22 protein-coding genes are annotated in these 23381 nt (G+C 35.5%); 16 read left to right on the top strand and 6 right to left on the bottom strand.

Going from position 1 to position 23381, the window contains the following annotated elements; genetic code table 11:
• Positions 1–91: 91 nt before the first annotated feature.
• The 4 genes from I5168_RS03495 to I5168_RS03480 all read right to left on the bottom strand — a co-directional run bounded on the left by I5168_RS03495 (position 92) and on the right by I5168_RS03480 (position 4742).
• On the bottom strand, positions 92–1957 hold the full coding sequence (locus I5168_RS03495; protein WP_431472428.1) for an OmpA family protein: 1866 nt from the start codon (positions 1955–1957) through the stop codon (positions 92–94).
• An 18-nt stretch (positions 1958–1975) separates the two neighbouring features.
• On the bottom strand, positions 1976–2890 hold the full coding sequence (locus I5168_RS03490; protein WP_167342827.1) for a PorP/SprF family type IX secretion system membrane protein: 915 nt from the start codon (positions 2888–2890) through the stop codon (positions 1976–1978).
• A gap of 176 nt (positions 2891–3066) precedes the next feature.
• Positions 3067–4062, bottom strand: coding sequence for an endonuclease/exonuclease/phosphatase (locus I5168_RS03485; RefSeq protein ID WP_431472427.1), 996 nt, complete (start codon positions 4060–4062; stop codon positions 3067–3069).
• 89 nt (positions 4063–4151) lie between these two features.
• Positions 4152–4742, bottom strand: a complete 591-nt coding sequence (locus I5168_RS03480; protein ID WP_431472426.1) for a TetR/AcrR family transcriptional regulator — start codon at positions 4740–4742, stop codon at positions 4152–4154.
• A 36-nt stretch (positions 4743–4778) separates the two neighbouring features.
• On the opposite strand from I5168_RS03480, the gene I5168_RS03475 reads away from it, so the two are divergent.
• Both I5168_RS03475 and I5168_RS03470 read left to right on the top strand, forming a co-directional pair.
• Complete coding sequence (locus I5168_RS03475; protein WP_431472425.1) at positions 4779–5525, top strand: alpha/beta fold hydrolase; 747 nt, start codon at positions 4779–4781, stop codon at positions 5523–5525.
• Positions 5526–5596: 71 nt separating this feature from the next.
• On the top strand, positions 5597–5830 hold the full coding sequence (locus I5168_RS03470; RefSeq protein WP_146104961.1) for a hypothetical protein: 234 nt from the start codon (positions 5597–5599) through the stop codon (positions 5828–5830).
• On the opposite strand, the gene thiL is transcribed toward I5168_RS03470, so the two are convergent.
• Positions 5821–6864 carry a thiamine-phosphate kinase gene (thiL, locus tag I5168_RS03465; RefSeq protein WP_431472424.1) on the bottom strand — a complete coding sequence of 348 codons (1044 nt, stop codon included), beginning with the start codon at positions 6862–6864 and terminating at the stop codon, positions 5821–5823. The two genes, I5168_RS03470 and thiL, sit on opposite strands and share 10 nt — an antisense overlap.
• 140 nt (positions 6865–7004) lie before the next feature.
• Between thiL and I5168_RS03460 the strand changes: the two genes are divergently transcribed.
• The 12 genes from I5168_RS03460 (at position 7005) to purD (ending at position 16549) form a co-directional block, all read left to right on the top strand.
• On the top strand, positions 7005–7334 hold the full coding sequence (locus I5168_RS03460; protein ID WP_042276565.1) for a HesB/IscA family protein: 330 nt from the start codon (positions 7005–7007) through the stop codon (positions 7332–7334).
• A gap of 18 nt (positions 7335–7352) precedes the next feature.
• Positions 7353–8801, top strand: a complete 1449-nt coding sequence (gene sufB / locus I5168_RS03455) for a Fe-S cluster assembly protein SufB (RefSeq protein WP_431472423.1) — start codon at positions 7353–7355, stop codon at positions 8799–8801.
• 81 nt (positions 8802–8882) lie between these two features.
• Positions 8883–9326 (top strand): hypothetical protein, encoded by a 444-nt coding sequence (locus I5168_RS03450; RefSeq protein ID WP_431472422.1) that lies wholly within the window; start codon positions 8883–8885, stop codon positions 9324–9326.
• A 6-nt stretch (positions 9327–9332) separates the two neighbouring features.
• On the top strand, positions 9333–10085 hold the full coding sequence (sufC, locus tag I5168_RS03445) for a Fe-S cluster assembly ATPase SufC (RefSeq protein ID WP_042276558.1): 753 nt from the start codon (positions 9333–9335) through the stop codon (positions 10083–10085).
• A gap of 71 nt (positions 10086–10156) precedes the next feature.
• Positions 10157–11470: a Fe-S cluster assembly protein SufD gene (gene sufD / locus I5168_RS03440; protein ID WP_105017784.1), complete on the top strand. Its 1314-nt coding sequence runs from the start codon at positions 10157–10159 to the stop codon at positions 11468–11470.
• A gap of 122 nt (positions 11471–11592) precedes the next feature.
• On the top strand, positions 11593–12807 hold the full coding sequence (locus I5168_RS03435; RefSeq protein ID WP_431472421.1) for an aminotransferase class V-fold PLP-dependent enzyme: 1215 nt from the start codon (positions 11593–11595) through the stop codon (positions 12805–12807).
• A 23-nt stretch (positions 12808–12830) separates the two neighbouring features.
• Positions 12831–13229 (top strand): META domain-containing protein, encoded by a 399-nt coding sequence (locus I5168_RS03430; protein ID WP_258150454.1) that lies wholly within the window; start codon positions 12831–12833, stop codon positions 13227–13229.
• The gene (locus I5168_RS03425; RefSeq protein WP_042276548.1) at positions 13229–13654 is read left to right on the top strand and encodes a SufE family protein; all 426 of its coding nucleotides are present in this window, start codon (positions 13229–13231) and stop codon (positions 13652–13654) included. Before I5168_RS03430 ends, I5168_RS03425 begins: the two co-directional genes overlap by 1 nt.
• A 3-nt stretch (positions 13655–13657) precedes the next feature.
• Entirely contained in the window at positions 13658–13978 is a 321-nt protein-coding gene (locus I5168_RS03420) for an iron-sulfur cluster assembly protein (RefSeq protein ID WP_042276546.1), read from the top strand.
• A gap of 1 nt (position 13979) precedes the next feature.
• The gene (locus I5168_RS03415) at positions 13980–14489 is read left to right on the top strand and encodes a DUF2480 family protein (protein WP_105017782.1); all 510 of its coding nucleotides are present in this window, start codon (positions 13980–13982) and stop codon (positions 14487–14489) included.
• A gap of 2 nt (positions 14490–14491) precedes the next feature.
• A complete protein-coding gene (locus I5168_RS03410; RefSeq protein ID WP_105017781.1) occupies positions 14492–15202 on the top strand; it encodes a TerB family tellurite resistance protein in 711 nt (236 codons plus the stop codon).
• A gap of 78 nt (positions 15203–15280) precedes the next feature.
• Positions 15281–16549, top strand: coding sequence for a phosphoribosylamine--glycine ligase (gene purD / locus I5168_RS03405; RefSeq protein WP_105017780.1), 1269 nt, complete (start codon positions 15281–15283; stop codon positions 16547–16549).
• Between the two features lie 19 nt (positions 16550–16568).
• On the opposite strand, the gene I5168_RS03400 is transcribed toward purD, so the two are convergent.
• The gene (locus I5168_RS03400) at positions 16569–16799 is read right to left on the bottom strand and encodes a DUF6341 family protein (RefSeq protein ID WP_060523411.1); all 231 of its coding nucleotides are present in this window, start codon (positions 16797–16799) and stop codon (positions 16569–16571) included.
• A gap of 45 nt (positions 16800–16844) precedes the next feature.
• Here I5168_RS03400 and I5168_RS03395 point away from each other — a divergent pair, with 45 nt between their 5' ends.
• Both I5168_RS03395 and I5168_RS03390 read left to right on the top strand, forming a co-directional pair.
• Positions 16845–17750 (top strand): hypothetical protein, encoded by a 906-nt coding sequence (locus I5168_RS03395; protein WP_105017779.1) that lies wholly within the window; start codon positions 16845–16847, stop codon positions 17748–17750.
• 116 nt (positions 17751–17866) lie between these two features.
• The gene (locus I5168_RS03390; protein WP_431472420.1) at positions 17867–23380 is read left to right on the top strand and encodes an alpha-2-macroglobulin family protein; all 5514 of its coding nucleotides are present in this window, start codon (positions 17867–17869) and stop codon (positions 23378–23380) included.
• Position 23381: the final 1 nt, after the last annotated feature.

The following is a 23381-nucleotide window of genomic DNA, read 5'->3' as shown; positions in this document are numbered from 1 at the left end:
AAGTGAAAAGTACTAAGAAGTGTAATGTTTATCAATTAAAAAACCCACTCTTTTTCAAGAATGGGCTTTTCGTTTTTTGATTGTTAAAAGTTTATCTCTTCGTGATCGTGAATTCTGATCTACGAGATAATTCGTATTCATCTTTGGTACATTTTTTAGCTGTACAATCAACGATAGGGTTTTCTTCACCACGACCCTTAGCTTCTAATCTTGATGAGTCAATACCTTGTGATACCACATAATCAACAATAGATTGAGCGCGTCGTTGTGTAAGAGCTAGGTTGTATGAGTCAGAACCTCTGATATCTGCATAAGTTTCAGCTAGTACTTCTAGAGTTGGATATTTCTTCATTAAGTTAACTAAGCGATCAAGTTCAAGCGCAGCATCTGGTCTAATATTAGACTTATCTAAATCAAAGTATATTTTATTAAGAATAATCTTTTCTTCAACTATTTCTGGTTCTGGCATCATAGTAACTTCAACCATTGCGGTTTCCTCTTCTGCAATAGTTAATGATGCTTCACCACTTTCATACTTGTCTTTTGCGCCACGAGCAGTAAGCTCTTTATTACATTCAACCATAAACACGGCTTCTCCATTACTATCAGTAGTTTGGCCTGGCATAGTCATACCATCAGCATCTTGTAAGGAAACGATAGCACCAGGAATAGGTTGATTCGTTTGTTCATCAATTGCTTTAACAGTTACAGCAACTTCGCAAATTTCAATTCGTGTAGCACTATAAATATCATCACCACCTTTACCGCCTTTGCGGTTAGATGAGTAGAATCCTTTTCCAGTATTTTCAGAATATGAAAAAGCAAAATCGTCTAATGATGAGTTGATAGGAGCACCCATGTTAGAAACTTCTCCATCTTTATATTTGAAGATATCAAGAGCACCTAGTCCTAGATGTCCATTACTTGAAAAATATAATGTACCATCCTCGGCAATGTACGGGAACGAATCGTCACCAGCTGTATTAACCTTAGAACCTAGGTTTACTGGGTTAGAGATTTTACCATTATTAAGATCGGCTTTGTAAATATCAGATCCACCTTGTCCACCTGGAGCTTCACTTGCAAAATAAATAGTTTTACCATCTGCAGTGATGCTAGGATGACCTACACCATAAGCTCTTGCTTCTAAAGAAGTAGTTTGAACATCTTTCCACTCACCGCCTACATTTGTAGCTCGATAAATGTTAAGTTTACTTTCACCATCTTCAGCTTTTTCATAATCACCATTGTAGTAATCTACTCTTGTAAAGAACATGTACTTTCCATCAGGAGTAACCGCTAGTGTACCTTCGTGATATTTAGTGTTAACGTCTCCTTTTACAAGATTTGCTTCACCTACCACACCAGCTTCATCAACAGTTGCTTCGTATATATCAAGGTAAGGTTCTTTATTCCAAGAGTAATTACCTCTTTTTTCATTACGTGAACTTGAGAAATAAACTTTATTACCTACCTGAACGGCCGCAAAGTCACTAGACTCACCGTTAGCTTTAAAAGCTTCACTGGTAAATCCAGGCTCCATTGCCATGATATCATTAAGGTAATTAGGATTTGCTTTAAACATTTTTGCTCTATCGTCGTTTGGAGCAGCACTAGCAAATTGTTTCATTATAGTGTTAGACATATCAGTCTTACCATTTGCTTTTAAGGTTTGTGCGTATCGATAAAGAGTTTCTGCGTCTCCTCCTTTTTTAACCGCACGCGCATAATTGCGCTCCGCATTAGTAAAGTCAGAGTTAAAGTAGTACGCATTAGCTAATTGAGTGTATACATACTCAGAACGCTCACCATTTTTAAGGACTTTTTCATAAGCCTTGGCAGCATCCACATAACGTAATTGGTCATATAGTTTGTCTGCTTTTTTAGTAGCATCGCTTTGCGCGAAAGCATAAACTCCAGCAAACAATACAATAAATATGAAGGTAAATTTTTTCATGATTCTTTGGTGATTATTTTAGAAGAAACGAGGTGATTGCATTACTCTACGTGGGAATGATAGGTCGAAAGTCACAAAAACTTCATGAGAACTATCAGAAGCAACAGAGATGTCAGAGACAACTCGGTCATAAGCATAACCCACTTTTAAAGTGTCTGTAAGATTAACACCAAAAAGACCTGTAAAAGAATCCTCATAACGGTAACCTACACCTAATTCAAAGCGATTATTAAATAAGAAATTAGTATTCACATCAAAACTTATAGGAGCATCAAAGGCACCTTTAATTAAAGTATGAGGTTTAAACTTTACTGTGTCGCTTAGATCAAATACATAACCTGCAGTTAAGAAAAAGTGTTGTGTTTCACTTCCAAATTCAAGGCCATTTTCATCAAGGTGAGTAGCACTTAACATATTAGGTACTGAGAAACCAGTATACCAATTTTCCCCATATAGAAAAGCTCCAGCTCCAATGTTTGGATAAAGCTCATTTAATCTTTCACTAAATAAAGGGTCGCCTGGTTGTGTAGTGCCTACCGTTGCTAGGTCTACGTTATGAAAGGTAACACCAGCTTTAAGACCTAGTGCCAAAGTAGTTTTTTGTCCTACTTGTAATTTATAACTAAAATCAGCATAAATGTTTTTTTCATTTACTGGACCAATAACATCATTAATAAAGGATAATCCTAGTCCTACACGATCACCTATTGGTGCGCTACCTGAAAAGGTGATGGTTTCTGGGGCTCCTACTACACCGGACCATTGCTGTCTGTAAAGTGAAGTAACTGATAAGCCTTCTTTAGTACCAGCATATGCTGGATTAATAATGTTTTGGTTGTACATGTACTGGGTGTACTGAGGATCTTGTTGCGCTTGCACTACGCTGGTACAGGCTAGTGTTAAGAGTATCCCCATTGCAAGTAATTTTCTCATTCTTACAAGTTGGTTTAATTATGTAAATTAAGTTTTCCGTTTGTTTAATTATCAAATGTAGTATAATTGTTTTAATACAACACTCCATAATGTTCGAATATATGAAAATTGATTTTCTGGAAGCCTATAAGATTTCCTTAATAGATTAAGAGCATCGTTTTGAGGACTAATGGATGTTAGTTTCGTCTAAAAACACTATAAACGGGAAAATGATCACTATATCCACCTTTGTATCTTCTTCCTACAAAAGTTCTTGAAGGTTGACCTCTATATTTACCTTTCCATTGTCTTAACATGATGTCGTCAAAAATATTGGCTTTTGAAAAGTATAATGACTTAGGGATATCATTTTCAAGACTTTGACTTATAATGATTTGATCAAATAAATTCCACTTAAATTGATGATTTAGGGTACCTCTATAAAAAGTTTTAAGTGGAGCTGTTACATTTTTAAAGCCTTGTGGTATAATCACATTTTTAATACTATCATTCTCAGGATCGTCATTAAAATCACCTAGAATAATTACGTTATGACTGTCATGTGTATCGTGAGTGTTGCTATATCTCTTTTTTTCAGGGTCATTGTTGTTGATATGAGCTATTAATTTTTTAGCAACTTCGACTCTTTTATGATTGGTCTCTTCGGCGCCATCTCTTCTCGACGGCCAGTGATTTACATAAATATCTAAAGGCATGCCAGCTAGCTTTCCTTTGACATATAAAATATCTCTGGTATAATCCTTAGTTCCGTTCTCTTCTATAAGTTCTATGCTTATAGGAGCACTATGATGTACGGTAAATAGATCCTCGTTGTAAATAAGGGCAACATCGATTCCTCGTTCATCGGGACTGTTGTAATGAATAAAGTTATAGTTTTGATGAGACAGTTTGGGTTGACTAAGTAACTCTTTAATAACTTTTTTATTCTCAATTTCAGCTATACCTATTATTACTGGCAATTTTCCTGTTTCTTCAAAACCAATTTTACTTATGCAATCACTTATTCTATTCAGTTTTTTTTGATACCTATGTGGAGTCCATTCATTTCTTCCAAACTCAGTAAAATCATCATCTAAAATATTAGGGTCGTTTATTACATCAAAAAAGTTCTCGAGGTTATAAAACGCGATGGTGTATTGTTCAAAAGCATGACTAGGTATCGCTGCTGACATAGTGTTGTTGATTTAATTTTTAAAAGTAAGATCCTTGTTTTTACAAAGTAGTGGTTTAAAATACCAAACAGTATCCAGCAAAATTTAATTTATATGGAAATGGATAGATTGTATTTTTTTAAAAAGTCAATACAATTGGTAATTGCCACCGTATCTCTCTCTAATTTACTCGTCATTACGGCGCCTTCCAATGTTGCGATATAAACGTTTATTAACTGCTCCGTATTTATATCAGCTTTAATTTGTTTATGTTTTATTCCTTGTTCAATAATTCGTTTTATGGAGCTTTTTAAGTTTACAAGCATTCCAAAAGATTGCTGTCTGAGAACAAGATTTGCGTCATCACTTTCAATGGCGCTATTAAGCAACGGGCATCCTCCTTCAAATGGTGGATCTACTAGATAATTCTCAAAAAAATCAAATACTACATTCATTCTAGATATAAAATCTGTGGCTTGTTTGATGTTTGTAGTTAAAGTGGAGAACATTCTTTTATTTAAGCTGCGTAACGCCTGTTGTTCTAGGTCTTCTTTATTCTTAAAATGTTTGTAAATGGCTCCTTTAGTAAAGCCTGTAGCGTTAGTAATATCACTTAGTGAAGTGGCTTTATATCCATGCTTATTGAATAAATTTGCACTTGTATTGAGAATATGTGATTTTGTTTTTTCTGGATTGCGCATACTCAAAAATACCAAATGGTATCATAACATACAAGTATGAAATTAAGTTACGAATTAGTGCCAGGTAATAAAGAAAGCATCGTTTTGTTACACGGTTTTTTAGGATACAAACAACAATGGAATGGATTATTGCCCTTTCTAAAGGGGTTTAATCTAATTTTTATAGAATTACCTGGTCATGGAAACAGTGCTAGTCAAGATGAGCCCTATTCAATTGAAGATCTGGCAAATGAAATAAACACGCTTATTGAATCAATTGGGGTATCTAAATTTCATGCGGTAGGTCATAGTATGGGTGGATATGTGTGGTCCGCTTTCGCGAAAGCGCAATCTAACAAACTATTGTCGCTTACATTAATTAACAGTTTGGCTACTCGTGATACCGATCAGCGTAAAGAAGTACGTAATCATTCATTAAACTTTATTGATAAATACCAAGAGACCTATATGAAAATGGCTATTGGAAATTTATTCACTGTCCAAGAGAAGTCGGTTCATAAGGGAATTATCCGTGATATGATCAATAAAGCAAAAGAAATGGATATTACTAGCGTACGTCATGCTATAGTAGCAATGCGTGATAGACCTTCTTATTCAAATGAGCTAAGTAAGGTGAAAAATTTAATCTATATAGCAGGTGAAGAGGATGAAGTTGTTCCTTTAAATAGGATTAAAGAAGAGATTAAATTAACTCGAGGAGGTCTTTTTGTAATAGCGTGTGGACATATGAGCCTGGTAACTCATCCTGAAGAAATTGCAAGAAACATGCATTTCATCGAATAAAAATATCATTTAATAGGTTTTTTCCTTAAATAAAGCATAAATTCATCCTCGTAATTAATCATTTGTCAATTATGAGTAAGAAGTTTTCCTCTAAATCCTTGCTTTGTTCCATCACTGGACATAAATACCGAGTGAGTAAAGAAATAACCGAGCACGTTAAGGAGTATACGTGTTGTAAGTGCAACAAGAAAATGACATCGACCATTTATGGTCAACTACTACCTCTTAATGATCAGTACTCTAGATTGAATAGAGCGCTTAGCTCACTACAACAAGCCAAAGTATTAAAAGAAAGCTATTCTTGAAAGCTGTTCCAGCCCATTGCCTTAATCTCAATTTGTTCTCCACCTCTTGTGACTAGATGATTGCCAAAGCTTTTATCCACTACATGTCCAATCACCGTTAGATTAGGGTTTGCCTTGATCTTTGGATAATCTTCTTGACTAATAGTGAATAACAATTCATAGTCTTCGCCGCCACTTAAGGCGATAGTAGTGCTGTCTAGGTTGAACTCTTCACAAACATTAATTACTGTTGGATCTAACGGTATTTTTTCTTCATAAAGTTTAATACCAACATCGCTATTTTTACTAAGGTGTAAAATTTCTGAACTTAAACCATCACTCAAATCAATCATTGAGGTAGGAACTACGTGTAACTGTTCTAATAGTAGCGGAATATCTTTTCGGGCTTCAGGTTTTAATTGTCTTTCCAGAAGATAACTGTAAGGCTCCATATCGGGTTGATTATTTGGATTTGCCTTAAAAACAGCTTTTTCTCTTTCAAGAATTTGTAATCCCATATAAGCCGCACCTATATCTCCAGTGATTACGAGTAAATCACCATCATGTGCGCCGCTGCGTTTTACAATTTTACTTTCCTCTTGATGACCTATCGCGGTTACAGAAATTATTAGACCGCTGGTGGATGATGTGGTGTCACCACCTATTAAATCAACACCGTAAGTTTTACAAGCAAGGTGAATTCCTTGATAGAGTTCTTCAAGGGCCTCAAGGGGAAAACGGTTAGATACAGCTATAGAAACAGTTACTTGAGAAGCCTGGGCATTCATAGCATAAACATCAGATAAATTAACCATAATAGCCTTATACCCTAGATGTTTTAATGGAACATAAGAAAGGTCAAAGTGTATACCTTCTACCAGCATATCAGTAGTTATGACATTAGGTTGTTTAGTGTGAATAATTGCAGCATCATCACCTATTCCCAGTAATGTACTGTCATTATTAATTTCCACTTGTTTAGTAAGAGTCTCTATAAGACCAAATTCACCTAAATTCTCTATACCTGTTCGGCTTTGATTTTTATTCTCTAGCATGATGCAAAATTACAATTTACTTACGGTTTTACCCGTGTACAATCTCTATCTTGTTATAGGTAGTATTTATAAGTGTATTAACCCTTTGTATGCCCTTGCTGTCGTATATTTGCACACATTTTGATTAATCAAATAATATTATGATAAACGTTTCAGAAACAGCTAAGGTTAAGCTAGCTCAACTTATGAGCGAGGATGGATTTACCATAGATAAGGACTATGTGCGTGTAGGAGTAAAAAGTGGTGGTTGTAGTGGTTTGTCATACGAGTTAAATTTTGACGACTCAACAACTGATACAGATAAAATTTTTGAAGCAAACGACGTGCGTATAGTGGTCGATAAAAAAAGCTTTCTTTACCTAGTAGGAACCACTCTAGAATATAGTGGTGGACTTAATGGAAAAGGGTTTGTGTTCAATAACCCAAATGCACAACGCACATGCGGTTGTGGTGAGAGCTTTTCGCTTTAATTTTTAAACACATTTAAGATGTCTAAGTACACAGAAGAAGAATTAAAAAAGGAACTCGAGACTAAAGAGTACGAGTACGGCTTTTATACCGATATTGAATCTGATACGATTCCCGTAGGTCTTAATGAGGATGTGATAAAACTAATTTCTCAAAAAAAGAACGAGCCACAATGGATGACAGATTGGCGATTAGAAGCGTACAAGGCTTTTAAAGATATGGTCGAGCCAGAATGGGCAAACGTACATTACAAAAAACCAGATTTACAAGCTATATCATACTACAGTGCTCCTAATAAAAAGCCTAAGTACGAATCTCTAGATGAAGTGGATCCAGAATTGTTGGAGACCTTTAATAAATTAGGAATTTCCCTTGATGAGCAAAAGAAATTAGCAGGAGTAGCTGTGGATATTGTAATGGATTCAGTTTCTGTGGCAACGACCTTTAAAGAAACCCTAGCCGAAAAAGGAATCATATTCTGTTCAATTTCAGAGGCTATTCAAGAACATCCAGAGTTAGTTAAAAAATATTTAGGAACTGTTGTACCACAAAAGGATAACTACTATGCAGCGTTAAATAGTGCTGTGTTCTCAGATGGATCTTTCTGTTACATCCCAAAAGGTGTGAGATGTCCTATGGAGTTGTCTACTTATTTTAGAATAAATCAAGCAGGAACTGGTCAATTTGAACGCACCCTTGTAGTTGCCGATGAAGGTAGTTATGTCTCTTACCTTGAAGGGTGTACAGCTCCTAGTCGTGATGAAAACCAATTACATGCAGCAGTGGTAGAGCTCATTGCACTTGATGATGCAGAGATTAAATACAGTACCGTTCAAAACTGGTTTCCAGGTGACAAAGAAGGTAAAGGTGGAGTATTCAATTTTGTAACAAAAAGAGGTTTGTGTGAGAAAAATGCAAAAATCTCATGGACACAAGTTGAAACCGGTAGTGCTGTTACATGGAAATACCCTAGCTGTGTATTAAAAGGTGACAATTCAATAGGTGAGTTTTACTCCATTGCAGTTACTAACAACTTTCAGCAGGCAGATACAGGGACCAAAATGGTTCACCTAGGAAAGAATACTAAGTCCACGATTATTTCAAAAGGAATAAGTGCTGGAAAATCTCAAAATTCATATAGAGGATTAGTTCACGTAAGTCCACGTGCTGCAAATGCTCGTAATTTCTCTCAATGTGATAGTTTACTTATGGGGAATGAATGTGGAGCGCACACTTTCCCATACATAGAGAACAAGAACAGTAGCTCTCGCATTGAGCACGAGGCCACAACTAGTAAAATAGGTGAAGATCAAATATTCTATTGTAATCAACGAGGAATAGATACTGAGAAGGCAATCGCCCTTATTGTAAATGGTTTTTCAAAAGAAGTACTTAATAAGCTTCCTATGGAATTTGCTGTAGAGGCTCAAAAACTTCTTGAAATAAGTTTAGAAGGATCTGTAGGATAAATTAATAATAAAACGTAGTTGTTTAGGATATCGCTTTCGCGAAAGCGTACTTAAAAAAAACCAATCATCATTTTATTCACTATGAGAAAAATACTAGCGATTACACTTTTAACAATCATCTCAATAGCTTGTAAGCAACAATCCAAGGATGACGAAAACACGGACGCTTCTGTGGTTGAAATGGACAATACAAGTAGTATTCCTGAAGGTCAAGTTGAATTGCGAGGAGAATTTATTGTATACGAGGATATTATCGTTCTCAATACAACTAGTAAAATTCATGAAGTAGAAAGAAATGATGTGGCGTTACAACTAATTGATAGAACAAATCCACTTAAAAAGAATGAGTACGATGCGCCTATAGTTACTCTTCAAGGTAAACTTAAACCAAACCCAAAACTAGAACGAGGTGAAGAAGGATGGCCAGAAGTTTTTACCATTCATAAAATAATAGAAATTAACCCAGCTCTTGAGAGCAACGTGATCACAACAGGATCCAAAGTAGAATTAAAAGACATCAAGTAGATCGATATGTTAAAGATAAAAAACCTTAAAGCCTCAATTGAGGACAAAGAAATCTTAAAAGGAATAAATCTAGAAATTAAGCCTGGAGAAGTGCATGCTATAATGGGACCTAATGGTTCTGGTAAATCTACATTTGCCAATGTTATTGCAGGTCGCGAGGAATATGAAATGACAGATGGTTCTATCGAATTAGATGGTGAGGAAATTTCTGAACTTGATCCAGAGGAAAGAGCACACCGCGGCGTTTTTCTTTCGTTTCAGTACCCAGTAGAAATTCCAGGTGTATCAGTAACAAATTTCATGAAAACTGCGATCAACGAGACTCGCAAGGCACAAGGTAAAGATGAAATGCCTGCAAAGGACATGCTTAAATTGATTCGTGAAAAATCAGAGCTACTTGAAATAGATCGTAAATTTTTGTCTCGATCGCTAAATGAAGGTTTTTCTGGTGGTGAGAAAAAGCGTAATGAAATTTTTCAAATGGCGATGCTAGAGCCTAAACTATCTATTCTTGATGAAACAGATTCAGGATTAGATATTGATGCATTGCGCATTGTTGCAAATGGTGTGAATAAGCTTAAAAGCAAGGATAATGCAACCGTAGTGATTACTCACTATCAAAGGTTACTTGATTATATAGTTCCAGATTATGTACATGTACTATATAAAGGTAGAATTGTAAAGTCTGGTGGTAAGGAACTAGCTCATGAATTAGAAGAAAGAGGTTACGACTGGATTAAAGAAGAGGTTGACGCCTAGTAGTCTAATAATGATTTTTGCAGTTGATCAAACATTTACGATAATACTGTAAAAACATAATAAAAAGAATTATGAGTTTTAAAGACAATATTATTTCCTCCTTTATAGCGTTAGAATCTCAGGTAGATACAGATTCTTATGTACATGGATTGCGCAGCGATGCTTTAAAGCAATTTGAAACAGTAGGAATACCACAACGCAAGGATGAAGCTTATAAATACACGAGTTTAAAATCTCTTTTTAATAAAGACTATTCTTTATTCCCAAAAACAGATTCTCATATTGAATATCGTGACATCAAAAAGTATTTGATGCACGAGATTGATACTTACAAGGTGATTTTTGTAGATGGTGTTTACAATTCCCAATTATCACAAACTACACACGACAAGTATGATATTTGTTTGATGTCAAGTGCGTTAAGCAAGGATAAATATGCTCCTGTAATTGAGAACCACTACAATAAAATTGCTGGTAATGATAGCTTAACTTCTCTCAATACAGCATTTGCTCGTGAAGGTGCTTACATACATGTTGGTAAAAATGTAGCAGTACGCAAACCTATTGAGATAGTTTATTTCTCAACAGGAAATGAAAATGCTGCAATGATGCAACCTAGAAACCTAGTTGTAGTAGGTGAGAATTCTCAAGTTCAAATTATAGAACGCCATCAAAGCCTGAGTTCAAACTCTGTGTTGACAAATGTTGTTACAGAGATTTATGCAGATCAACGCGCTATGGTGGATTATTACAAAATACAGAACGACAATGTTGAAGCTTCTTTAATAGATCACACAAGCGTTGAGCAACAGTCAAATAGTGAGGTAAGATTGCATACTTTTTCATTTGGCGGTTCTATAACACGTAACAATTTATATTTCTATCAAAAAGGAGAGCACTGTAATTCTTTACTTAATGGTGTGACTATATTAGAAGGTAAACAACATGTAGATCATAGTACACTTGTTCATCACACACAACCTAATTGTGAAAGCTATCAGGAATACAAGCAAATCTTTGATGATAGATCTGTAGGTGTATTTAATGGTAAAGTTTATGTAGATAAAATTGCCCAAAAAATTAACGCCTTCCAGCAAAACAATAATATTTTAATTAGTGATAAAGCAACTATAAATGCAAAACCACAATTAGAAATTTTTGCTGACGATGTAAGATGTTCACATGGTTGTACTATTGGCCAATTAGATGAGGATGCTATGTTTTACATGCAGTCTCGTGGTATTGGTAAAAAGGAAGCTAGAGCTTTACTCATGTTTGCCTTTGCAAACAGTGTATTAGAAAGTGTTAAAATACCAGAAGTAAAGTCTAGAATAACCAAGATCATAGCTCTTAAATTAGGAGTAGAAATAGGATTGGAATTATAAAGATTATTAGAAGTAATACTTTAAAAACCAGTCCTTGAGACTGGTTTTTGTTTTAAAAAATTAAACTTAAGGAAAACACTATTCTTATCGTAGTGTTCACTTACAGAACGTACCTTTGTAATATGTTTGATGTACAAAAAATAAGACAACAGTTTCCAATACTTCAAAGAGAAGTCGATGGAAAGCCTTTAATATATTTTGACAATGCTGCAACCTCACAAAAGCCCCAAGCAGTAATTGATGCCATTGTAAAATATTACAGTCATTACAATGCAAATATTCATCGTGGTGTTCATGCTTTAAGTCAGGAGGCGACAGATTTATTTGAGCAAGCCCGTGAAAAGACAAGAGCATTTTTTAATATACCACAGGCTAAACAAGTAATCTTCACATCGGGTAATACACATTCGATAAATGCAGTTGCCAGTGGAGCACATGTTTTTGTCTCAAAAGGTGATGAGGTGATTGTAAGTGCAGTTGAACACCATTCAAACATAGTTCCTTGGCAAATGCTTTGTGAAAAAGTAGGAGCTGTACTTAAAGTGATTCCAGTTTTAGACGACGGTACATTAGACATGAAAACCTATTCTAATCTACTAAGTAATAAGACTGCATTTGTAGTTGTAAACCATATTTCAAATGCACTAGGTGTTACTAATCCTGTTAAGGAAATAATTAAACAAGCGCATGAGTTTAATGCTTTAGTTTTAGTTGATGGTGCTCAATCTTGTGGACACATGACTGTCGACGTGCAGGCTCTTGATGCAGATTTTTACACAATGGCCGGTCATAAAATGTGCGGTCCTACTGGTATAGGAGTTTTATACGGTAAAGAAAACTTGTTAAACCAATTACCACCTTATCAAGGTGGTGGCGAGATGATTGATCAAGTAACTTTTGAGCACACTACCTACGCAGGTTTACCTCATAAATTTGAAGCAGGAACTCCAAATATTGCTGGTGGTATTGCCTTAGGAGCGGCTATCGATTACCTAAATGAAATAGGTATGGACAATATTGCAACATACGAGAATGAGTTATTAGAATACGGTACAGCACAGCTCAAAACAATTCCAGGTGTTACAATTTTAGGCGAAGTAACTGACAAAGCGGCGGTAATTAGTTTTGTTGTAGATAAGCTGCATCCATACGATATAGGAACCATTGTAGACAAATTAGGCGTTGCAGTACGCACGGGTCATCACTGTGCACAGCCAGTTATGGATAGATTTCAAATTCCAGGAACTATAAGAGCAAGCTTTGCTTTTTATAATACTAAAGAAGAAATAGACATAATGGTACAAGCTTTGCAACGAGCTGTTAATATGTTAGCTTAGTGTAAGCTTAAATAAGTGAAGTTATGATGAAAAAAGCAGCAATTTTTGTAATGATCATTTTTACAACCTTAAGTTGTAAAACGATAGAAGACATGAATGGTAATTATAAAGTAACTACTGTAGGTGGTAATAATTATGGTGAGTATGATATCACTTTAAATATTGAAACCGATGGAACAGTAAATAGAATCTCTGGAAAATCTGCTTGTAACCAGTATTCGGGTGAATTTAAATACCAGGGAACGTCTATTGAGATTGGACCACTTATGGGCACAAAAATGTATTGTAGGGAATTGGACAAAATCGAAAGAGATTATACCGCACACTTGGCAAAATCAGTGCAAGTAAAACCTACTGAAGATGGTCTAGAATTATTTGATGAATCAGGTACACTTACTATAAAAGCAATCAAGATTAAATAATGGCTACTATACAAGATATACAAGAGGAGATAGTTGATGAGTTTGCAATGTTTGATGACTGGATGCAGAGGTACGAGTACATGATTGATCTAGGTAAGAACTTACCATTGATTGACGAAACTCAAAAAACCGAGGACAAACTTATTAAAGGTTGTCAATCCAAAGTTTGGGTTGACGCGCAATTAGATAACGAAAAAGTACATTTTACGGCAGATAGCGATGCTATTATTACCAAAGGAATTATAGCTATACTTATAAGAGCTTGGTCAGGTCAAAAACCACAAGATATTATTGCCGCAAATACAGATTTTATAGATCAAATAGGTCTCAAGGAGCATTTATCTCCTACCAGAGCAAATGGTCTTGTATCAATGATTAAACAGCTTAAAATGTATGCTGTAGCATACCAATCACAATTAAATTAAACCATGGAAGAAATAAACGGTCAGGAAATAGGAGAAAAAGTAGTACGAGTTCTTAAAACTATCTACGATCCAGAAATCCCAGTAGATATATACGAGCTAGGACTTATATATGATGTGATGGTAAGCACTGATGCCGATGTGAAAATCCTCATGACCTTAACATCACCTAATTGTCCGGTGGCAGAAACTCTACCAGTTGAGGTAGAAGAGAAAGTAAAAACTCTCAAAGAGGTTAACGATGCCGAGGTAGAAATCACCTTTGATCCACCATGGAGTAAAGATCTCATGAGTGAAGAGGCAAAACTAGAATTAGGCATGTTGTAGTATGGAGGAAATCGTGAATCGAGTAGCGCAAAGCAAGCTGCGCACCATTGACCTTGAAGATTTTTATTTGCCAGGAACACGCAGTGTTATTGATATATCACAATGGTTACTTGAAGGTCTGGTAGTGGTAGAATCTCGCTTTCGCGAAAGCGTAAAAAACACTGATTTCTCTATTTATAAAGACCACTATGTAGCCATTCATTGCAGTACCGATGCAATCGTGCCACAGTGGATATGGATGTTGTTACAAAGTCACCTTACTGGAATAGCAAAAAAGGTGGTTTATGGAGATCTTCAACACCTTGAAAGCGTGTTGTATACAGAAGTTCTTAATAACCTTGATTTATCAGAATATCAAGACCTACCAGTAATCATTAAAGGATGTTCAAACAAACCAGTACCGGTAAACGCCTACTTAATGCTTACTGAAAAATTACAACCTATCGCCCGATCTATAATGTACGGTGAGGCATGTAGCGCCGTTCCTATTTTTAAAAAGCCTAAAAAATAACAATGTCTTTTATAGGGTATATTGCTGTTTTCTTAATCTTAAGATGGTTATATGTGAGCTTTATGGGTGGTTATACCCAACAAAGCTCTACCCAACCTAGATATCGCAGCCATTCTAATAATACAGTAAGTCCACAAGATTTTGAACTCAATTTACTTTCGCTTACTAGTATAGTCATTAAGGCAGATGGTAGTGTAAGTCAACGAGAACTGGATTATGTGAGAAATTACTTTGTAAGTTCTTATGGTAAGGAAAGAGCCAATGCTGTTTTTAGGGTATTTAACGATGTGGTAAAAAAGCGACAAGTAAACGCACAACGCATTTGTCAAATGCTTAATACTCGTACCACCTACGAGACACGATTGCAAATTCTTCATTTTCTATTTGGTATAGCACAAGCCGATGGTCACGTTAGTGACTCAGAATTGCGAGTCCTGCAAAACATAGCTAGTTACTGTAGATTAAGCAGTAGAGATTTTATATCTATTAAGGCCATGTTTGTAAAGGATCGTGATAATGCTTATAAAATCCTTGAGATAGAAAAATCGGCAACAGATAATGAGGTGAAAAAGGCCTACAGATCAATGGCCAAAAAGTATCACCCAGATAAACTTGTCCACATGGACGAGGCGTACCGTAAAGGCGCCGAAGAAAAGTTCCGTAAGGTACAAGAGGCTTATGAGAGTATCAGGAAAGAACGCGGCATGAATTAAATCTCTTTCCTTTAAGATACTTATCCTGGTGAATTTTCCTTTGAGATAAATTACTTTTGCAGGCAAATCACTTTTCACATGAACGTACTTATTTTAGGTAGCGGTGGTCGTGAGCACGCATTTGCCCACGCTATTGAAAAAAGCGAATTACTAACCCAATTATATGTTGCACCTGGTAACGCAGGTACGGCAGCAATAGCAACAAATGTTGATCTAGGTGTCACTGATTTTGATGCTATCAAAGAGTTCTCGTTAAAAAACGATATTAATATGATTGTTGTAGGTCCAGAGGCACCACTAGTTGCCGGGATTTATGATTATTTCCAACAAGAAGAAACATCACATATTAATGTTATAGGTCCTTCAAAGAAAGGTGCTGTTTTGGAAGGTTCTAAAGAGTTTGCCAAGGAATTCATGCAGCGCAACGGTGTTCCAACGGCTGCCTATTCTAGTTTTACGGCCCAAACTGTAGAGGATGGAAAGAGATTTTTAGAAACTCTAAAAGCTCCTTATGTGCTTAAAGCCGATGGTCTAGCAGGAGGAAAAGGTGTACTTATAATTAAGGATCTTAAAGAAGCTCAAGATAACCTAGAAGAAATGCTTGTAGGAGGAAAATTTGGTGAAGCGTCCAATAAAGTCGTGATTGAAGAATTCCTTGACGGTATTGAAATGAGTGTATTTGTAATGACCGATGGAGAGAATTATAAAATATTACCTAATGCTAAGGACTATAAACGAATAGGTGAAGGCGATACTGGTTTAAACACGGGTGGAATGGGCGCCGTGTCTCCAGTACCATTTGCAGATCATATCTTGATGGAAAAGGTTGAGCAACGTATTATACAGCCTACCATTTCTGGATTTAAAAAGGAATCGATTACTTATAAAGGTTTTGTATTTATTGGCCTAATGATAGTAAATCAAGAACCCTATGTAATAGAATACAACGTGCGCATGGGTGATCCTGAAACAGAGGTTGTTCTACCTAGAATTAAGTCCGATTTATTAAGACATTTGTCCGCTTTCGCGAAAGCGGAATTAAACAAGGAGCAACTTGAAATAGACAGTCGTAGTGCTACTACAGTAATGTGTGTGTCTGGTGGATATCCAGAAGCCTATGAAAAAGGGAAAGTGATTACAGGGATTAATGAAGTTGAAGACAGCATTGTGTTTCACGCAGGTACAACTGTTAAAGATGGTGCTGTTGTCACTAATGGAGGTAGAGTTATTGCTGTAACCAGTTATGGTGAAGATTTCAAACAGGCACTAAAAAAATCTTATCAAAATGTAAAACAGTTACAATTTGATAAGATGTATTATAGAAGTGATATAGGATTTGACCTATAAAACTTATGATTCAAACGTCTTACTTCAAAAACGAGTGAGACGTTTGTGTTTTATCTTCTTCACCATTTTGGTCAAAGATGCGCAATTGCTTCATCCAGTAACCTAATGCTACGATAAGTATAATGATGGCGATCCAAGTAATAGAGTTTGCAGCCCACCAATTTTCATTTTCTAGCTCTCTTAAAAAATCTAAAGGAGCAAATAAAAGATCTACAAATAAGTATTCGATTCCTTCTAATAATTCTTTCATTGCAGTAAATTGCTTGTTATCCTGCAAAAGTAATATAAAAAGCTGATGCTACATAGATTTTTTGAAACTACTCAACCTATTCATTACGCACTTTATAGTGGGCTCGTAATTGTTGCTGGATTTACATCTGTATTTTGGTTTGAGCAACTCTCGTTCCAGACGGTTATAACCGTTTTGGGATTAGTCTTTTTATTGCTGTTGACTCAGTTCATTCTAATAAAAAATGAACTTACTCAAAACTCTAGTTATGCTTTTATGAGCATGTCTGTGTTATTGTGTTTGTTGTTTCCTGATGTTTTTTTGGATTGGTTGTGGTTAGCTAATCTTTTAATATTTATGTCTTTAAGGCGATTGCTTAGTATGCGTACTAGGCATTCCATATTGGCCAAAATTTTTGATGCTAGTTTCTGGATAACTATAGCTTCCTTAATTGAACCAAAATTTTGCCTTTTTTTTCTTCCAGTTTTTGTTGGAGTCTTTTTGTGGGCTCGCAATAATTATAGATTCTGGGTTATTCCATTTTTAGGGATTACAACCGTGTTAATAATTAGCTGGGTAATTCAATTATATTTTAATATTGACTTATTACCTAGATTAATTTTGAGTTCTTCCTATGAGTTTGCGGAATCACATGTTTTACAACTTAACTGGGTTTCTATCCTATTGCTATCACTTATTGTAGCAGGAATAATTTTATATGTAGGATCAATAATAAGTGTCATTCATAAGACTAGAGCAAAGTATTCAGTGTTATTCTTTTATAGTCTAGTTTCTGCAATAATTTTTTTATGGTTAGATAAAAATCAGACAGCCAGTCAACTATTACTGTTTTTACCAACTGTTCTTTTTCTAAGCTACATTTTTACTTCTTCATCAAATAGAGTTTTAAAAATCATTCTGGTATTAATCCCTATTACGATTTTAGTAGTGAGAACGATATTCATTTTGTAAAACACTCTTTACAGGCATGGTAAAATAAAATAATTGTAAAATAATTGCCGTTCTACTATAAATCAGTGATAACTGTATTAACTTTAAGACATTATCCGATTACTAACCATACCATTATGAAAAAACTTCTTTTATTGTCGTCTTGTTTATTATTACTTTTTTCATGTTCTGAGAAAAACCCTAAAGAACTTCAAGAAGAACAAGCTGCCGAGTTTTTTAAATTCCGAACTATAATAGATCAAGTAACCGATAATGTTGTAAGTGCTCATGAAAATATAACTGTAAGATTTACAAATCCACAAACTAATTGGAATTCTGGACAAATAGTACCAGAAGATGTGTTTAAAATATCTCCAGAGGTTAAGGGAAAATCTATTTTTATTGATAATCAAACAATTTCATTTGTTCCGGACGAACCTTTAGAAAACAATACTAATTATCAGGTCAAACTTCTGGTTGGTAAATTATTACAGGTAGAAGACGATTTAAAAGAGTTTAATTTTTCTTTCAAGACGATTAAGCAAGATTTTATAGTAAACATTGAGCCTGTTATAAGCGTTGACAAAAACACGCAACGTGTTATAGGCTTTATACGGGCAAGCGATATTCTCACACTTGAAGATGCAAGAAAAATCGTCACAGCCAGGATTAACAGTAAAGAACAAGATATTAGCTTTCAATCTGATATTGAAAAAGCCAGTTCTTTTAGCTTTATGATTGACAATATTAAACGCACCGTCGACGATCAGGAGCTTAAAGTTTTTTGGAATGGTGCTGCAATTGGAGTAAACGATAAAGATGAAGTATCCATTACCTTACCAGGAAAGGATAATTTTTTAGTCACTGATATTCAACTTGTCAATTCAGAATCCTCTTATGTTGCTGTGCATTTTTCTGATCCTTTGAAAAAAACACAAAATTTAGATGGCTTAATTTCTATAGAAGGACAAAAAGATCTCAAACTAGAAATTGAATCTAATACTGTTAAAGTCTACACACTAAATGCTATCACAGGTTCCAAAATGGTCGAGGTTTTCAATGGTGTTGAAAGTACTGATGGGTACAAATTGAAAAAACCATTTTCTAGCTATATCGCTTTTGAGCAAGTAGAGCCAGAAGTCAAATTGATTAAGTCTGGTGCTATTTTACCTAGTTCACAAAATACTAGCGTTCGTTTCAAAGCGGTAAACTTAAACGCTGTTGATGTAATGGTTTATCGTATATATGAAAATAATGTTTTGCAATTTCTTCAATCTAACAATATAGCATCTACTGGGAATATGAGAAGGGTTGGCAGGCCTATTGCACGTAAGGTACTTGATTTGAAATCTTCCGTTAAAAATATAAGTACATGGAATGTATTTTCAGTTGATTTAAATGAACTTATTACACCAGAACCTGGCGCAATATATCGAGTAGAATTGGATTACAAACTAGCTTACAGCGCCTATTCTTGCAACTATACTGCCGAAAACCAACCTGAAATCGAAGAAATAGATTATAACGATTCCTTTGAAACAACAAATTGGGATAGTTACCAAAACTATTATTACGATGAATACGATTATTCCTATAACTGGCGAGATAGGGAAGATCCTTGTACACATAGTTTTTATAGGAATAAAACAGTAAGCACAAACATATTAGCTAGTGATATAGGAGTCACAGTTAAAAAAGGACAGGATAATAGCTTTTTAGTAGCTGTGACTAATTTACTTTCAACAAGTCCTCTTGCTGGATCATTAGTGACCTTTTATAACTACCAGCAACAAGAAATTGCAACTACTAGAACGAGTGCTAGTGGACTCTCGCAAATTAAACTTGATCAAGTCGCTTATTTTGTTAAAGTTAAATACAAGGATCAATATGCTTATGTAAGATTAGATAACGGGCAAGTATTACCGGTAAGTAAGTTCGACACGTCTGGAGAACATTTGCAAAAGGGAATTAAAGGATATATCTACACAGAACGTGGAGTATGGAGACCAGGAGATCATATTTATTTATCATTTGTTTTAAATGATAGTGATAATAAACTGCCTGCTAATCACCCTATCAAATTAGAGTTAAGAGATCCTAATGGTAAAATGATACATCAAGAGGTTCAAAAAAATGGCTTGAATAAAGTGTATCAATTTGATTTACAAACAGACGAAACAGCACCTACTGGAAATTGGAATGTACAAGTTCAAGTAGGAGGAATAAGCTTTTATAAAACTTTAAAGATTGAAACAATAAAACCCAATAGGCTTAAAGTGCAGTTAGATTTTGAAGATGATCTAATCACAAGCGGTAAAAAGGTTGATATTGATTTATCTGCTATGTGGTTACATGGTGCCAAGGCTAAAAACCTAAAAGCAAATACTACTGTAAAATACTATAGTACATCGACAAAATTTCCTAAATATGACAACTATAATTTTGATGATCCATCTCGATATTTTGAAATGATAGAAAACGAGGTTTTTGATGGCAAATTAAATAATGATGGAAAGGCAAGTTTTTCCATTAATCCTGAGCTAAATAGTCAAGCACCTGGAATTCTAAAAGCTAATTTTCTCACTAAGGTTTATGAAAACGGAGGTGATTTCAGCACCAATGTCACTTCATCACCCTACTCACCATATACGCATTATGTCGGGTTAAAAGTACCACCAGGAGATAAAAGACGTGGGATGTTAGTAACCGATAAAGACCACACCTTTGACGTGGTCACAGTTAATGAGAAAGGAGAGGCAGCTGCTAGACAAAACCTTGAAGTGAATGTATACAAAGTATCGTGGAGATGGTGGTGGCAAAGCACTTCAAACTCCTTATCGAGATATGAGTCAATGGAATCCAGGCAATTAGTAAATTCTCAAAAAATATCCACAAACGGCTCTGGAAAAGGTAGTTTTAAAATGCAAATCAAGTACCCAGAATGGGGTAGGTATTTTGTTAAAGTTTATGATCCAGAAAGTGGTCACAGCACAGGTAAAATAGTTTACGTGGATTGGCCAGGTTGGGCAGGAAAATCACGAAAAGCTGATCCAGAAACCGCAAGTATGCTGGTCTTTAATGCAGATAAAGAATCCTATAATGTAAATGAACAAGCGCAAATAACATTTCCTAGCAGTTCCGGTGGTAGAGCTTTGATTACCATTGAAAATGGAACAGAGATTTTAGACGCAAAATGGGTTCAAACCAACAAGGATAAAACGACCACCACATTAACAATAGATAGCAGGTATGTTCCTAATGTTTATGTACATATAACATACTTACAGCCTCATGCATCAACAGCAAACGATTTACCATTAAGAATGTATGGAGTAATACCTTTAATGGTAGAAAATAAAAACACGCATTTACAACCAGTTATTAAAATGCCTGAAACGTTACAACCAGAAAGTAAGGTTTCTATAACCGTAAGTGAAAAGAATAACAAGCCTATGACCTATACACTGGCTGTTGTGGATGAAGGGCTACTAGACTTAACAAATTTTAAAACACCAAATCCTTGGGATAAGTTCTTTGCAAGAGAAGCCCTAGGTGTAAAAACCTGGGATATTTATGATGATGTAATTGGAGCTTATGGTGGTAGAATAGATGCGGCATTTGCAATAGGTGGTGATGGTACAGCACAAGCGGCCAAAGCAAAAAAGGCCAATCGATTTGAACCTATGGTGCGTCATATTGGTCCTTTTGAGGTAGCAGCTGGTAAAAGTCGTACACACACTATTGATATTCCCAATTATGTGGGATCAGTGCGTACTATGGTTGTTGCCTCAAATGTTAAAGATGAGTCTTATGGAAACGCTCAAAAAACAACACCAGTAAAAAAACCATTGATGATGCTGGCTTCGCTTCCGCGAAAGCTTACTCCAGGAGAAACTGTCAAATTACCAGTAACAGTGTTTGCCATGGAAGACAACATTAAAAATGTAACAGTAAGCTTTAAACCATCAAATCATTTTGAAATAGTAGGATCTAAGCAACAACAGTTAAAATTTGAAGAAATAGGAGATCAATTAGCTTATTTTGATGTTAAAGTAAAAGATCAGGTAGGAATTGCTCAATTAGAATTTTCTGCGAGTTCATCTGGTGAAAAGGCAAGTTATAAAACTGAAATTGATATTGTCAATCCCAACCCTTTTACCACAAGTATTCAGCAGGTATTACTCAAGGCAGGAGAAAGTAAAACACTTCCTATAGAGCCTTTTGGAAGTAAAGGAACAAATTCGGGAAAAATTACAGCCTCAACCTTGCCAGAAATGAATATTGGTAAGCGATTGAATTATTTAATAAGGTATCCACATGGTTGTGTGGAACAAACCACTAGTGCAGCGTTTCCACAATTAGGATTGTCTACTGTTGCAAACTTGAATTCTCAAGAGCAATCGACACTCTCAAATAATGTAAAGATGGCTATCAATAGGTTGACGAGTTTTCAGCGCCCTGATGGTGGATTGTCATACTGGCCAGGTGCAGGAAGTCCAAATGATTGGGGAACAAGTTATGCAGGTCATTTTATGTTAGAGGCAGAACGTGCTGGATACGCTATCCCAGTTACTTTCAAATCAAATTGGATAGCTTATCAAAAACAAGCTGCTAGTAGATGGCGTTACAATGATCACAATGACTTTAATCAAGCGTATCGATTGTACACACTAGCGCTGGCTGGTGTTGCAGATTTAAGTGCTATGAATCGCTTTCGCGAAAGCGGTAATTTATCAAACAATTCTAAGTTACGACTAGCAGCAGCCTATGCTATGGTGGGACAGCAAAAGGTAGCAAATGAACTTTTAAGCAATTCAAATATAGATTTTAAACCCTATCAATGGGATTACAGGTCATATGGGTCGCCAGAAAGAAATCGTGCTATGGCATTGGAAACTTATGTCATCATGGGTAAAAAAGAAAAAGCAAGAGAATTACTTGAGAATATTGCCAAACAACTAGCTGATAATCGATATATGAATACGCAGGCAATAAGTTACAGTCTGGTATCAATTAATAAATATGTAGAGAGTTTAGGCGGTACAGGATTTAGTATCGAGTTGCTTGATAAGGGTAATAAGGAAGTTATTGAGTCCAAGAAAAGTATAGTGATGCGAGATTTACAAGTGGCTTATAATCCAACAACTATTCAAGTGACCAATACAGGGAATGTAGACGTGTTTCTAAATACAGCTTTAACTGGGAAATTACCCGTAGGTAAAGATAAAGTAATCCAAAGTAAATTGTCAATGGTTGTTGCTTATACAGACAAAAATGGAAATCCAATAGACGTTAGTAATCTTTCTCAAGGAACCGAGGTTACCGCAATAGCTACCATAACAAATACAACAGGTGTCACTATTAGAGATGTTGCTTTTTCACAAATTGTGCCGTCTGGTTGGGAAATGGTAAACACTCGATTTACTGAATACGGTGACGAAGAAAACAATCAGGTAGAATATAAGGATATAAGAGATGATAGAGTGCATTACTATTTTGATTTACAGCCTAAAAAATCCATTAGTTTAAAAACGGTTATTAACGCAAGTTATTTGGGAGACTACTACTTGCCAGGTTCACAAGCTGAGGCTATGTACGATGGTGATTATGTTGTGCGCAGTCAGGGAAAATGGATTACAGTAAAGCGGTGAT

Source organism: Nonlabens sp. SCSIO 43208, from assembly GCF_050703575.1.
Taxonomy (GTDB): Bacteria; Bacteroidota; Bacteroidia; order Flavobacteriales; family Flavobacteriaceae; genus Nonlabens; species Nonlabens tegetincola.
This window is presented reverse-complemented; position numbering and strand designations above follow the sequence as displayed.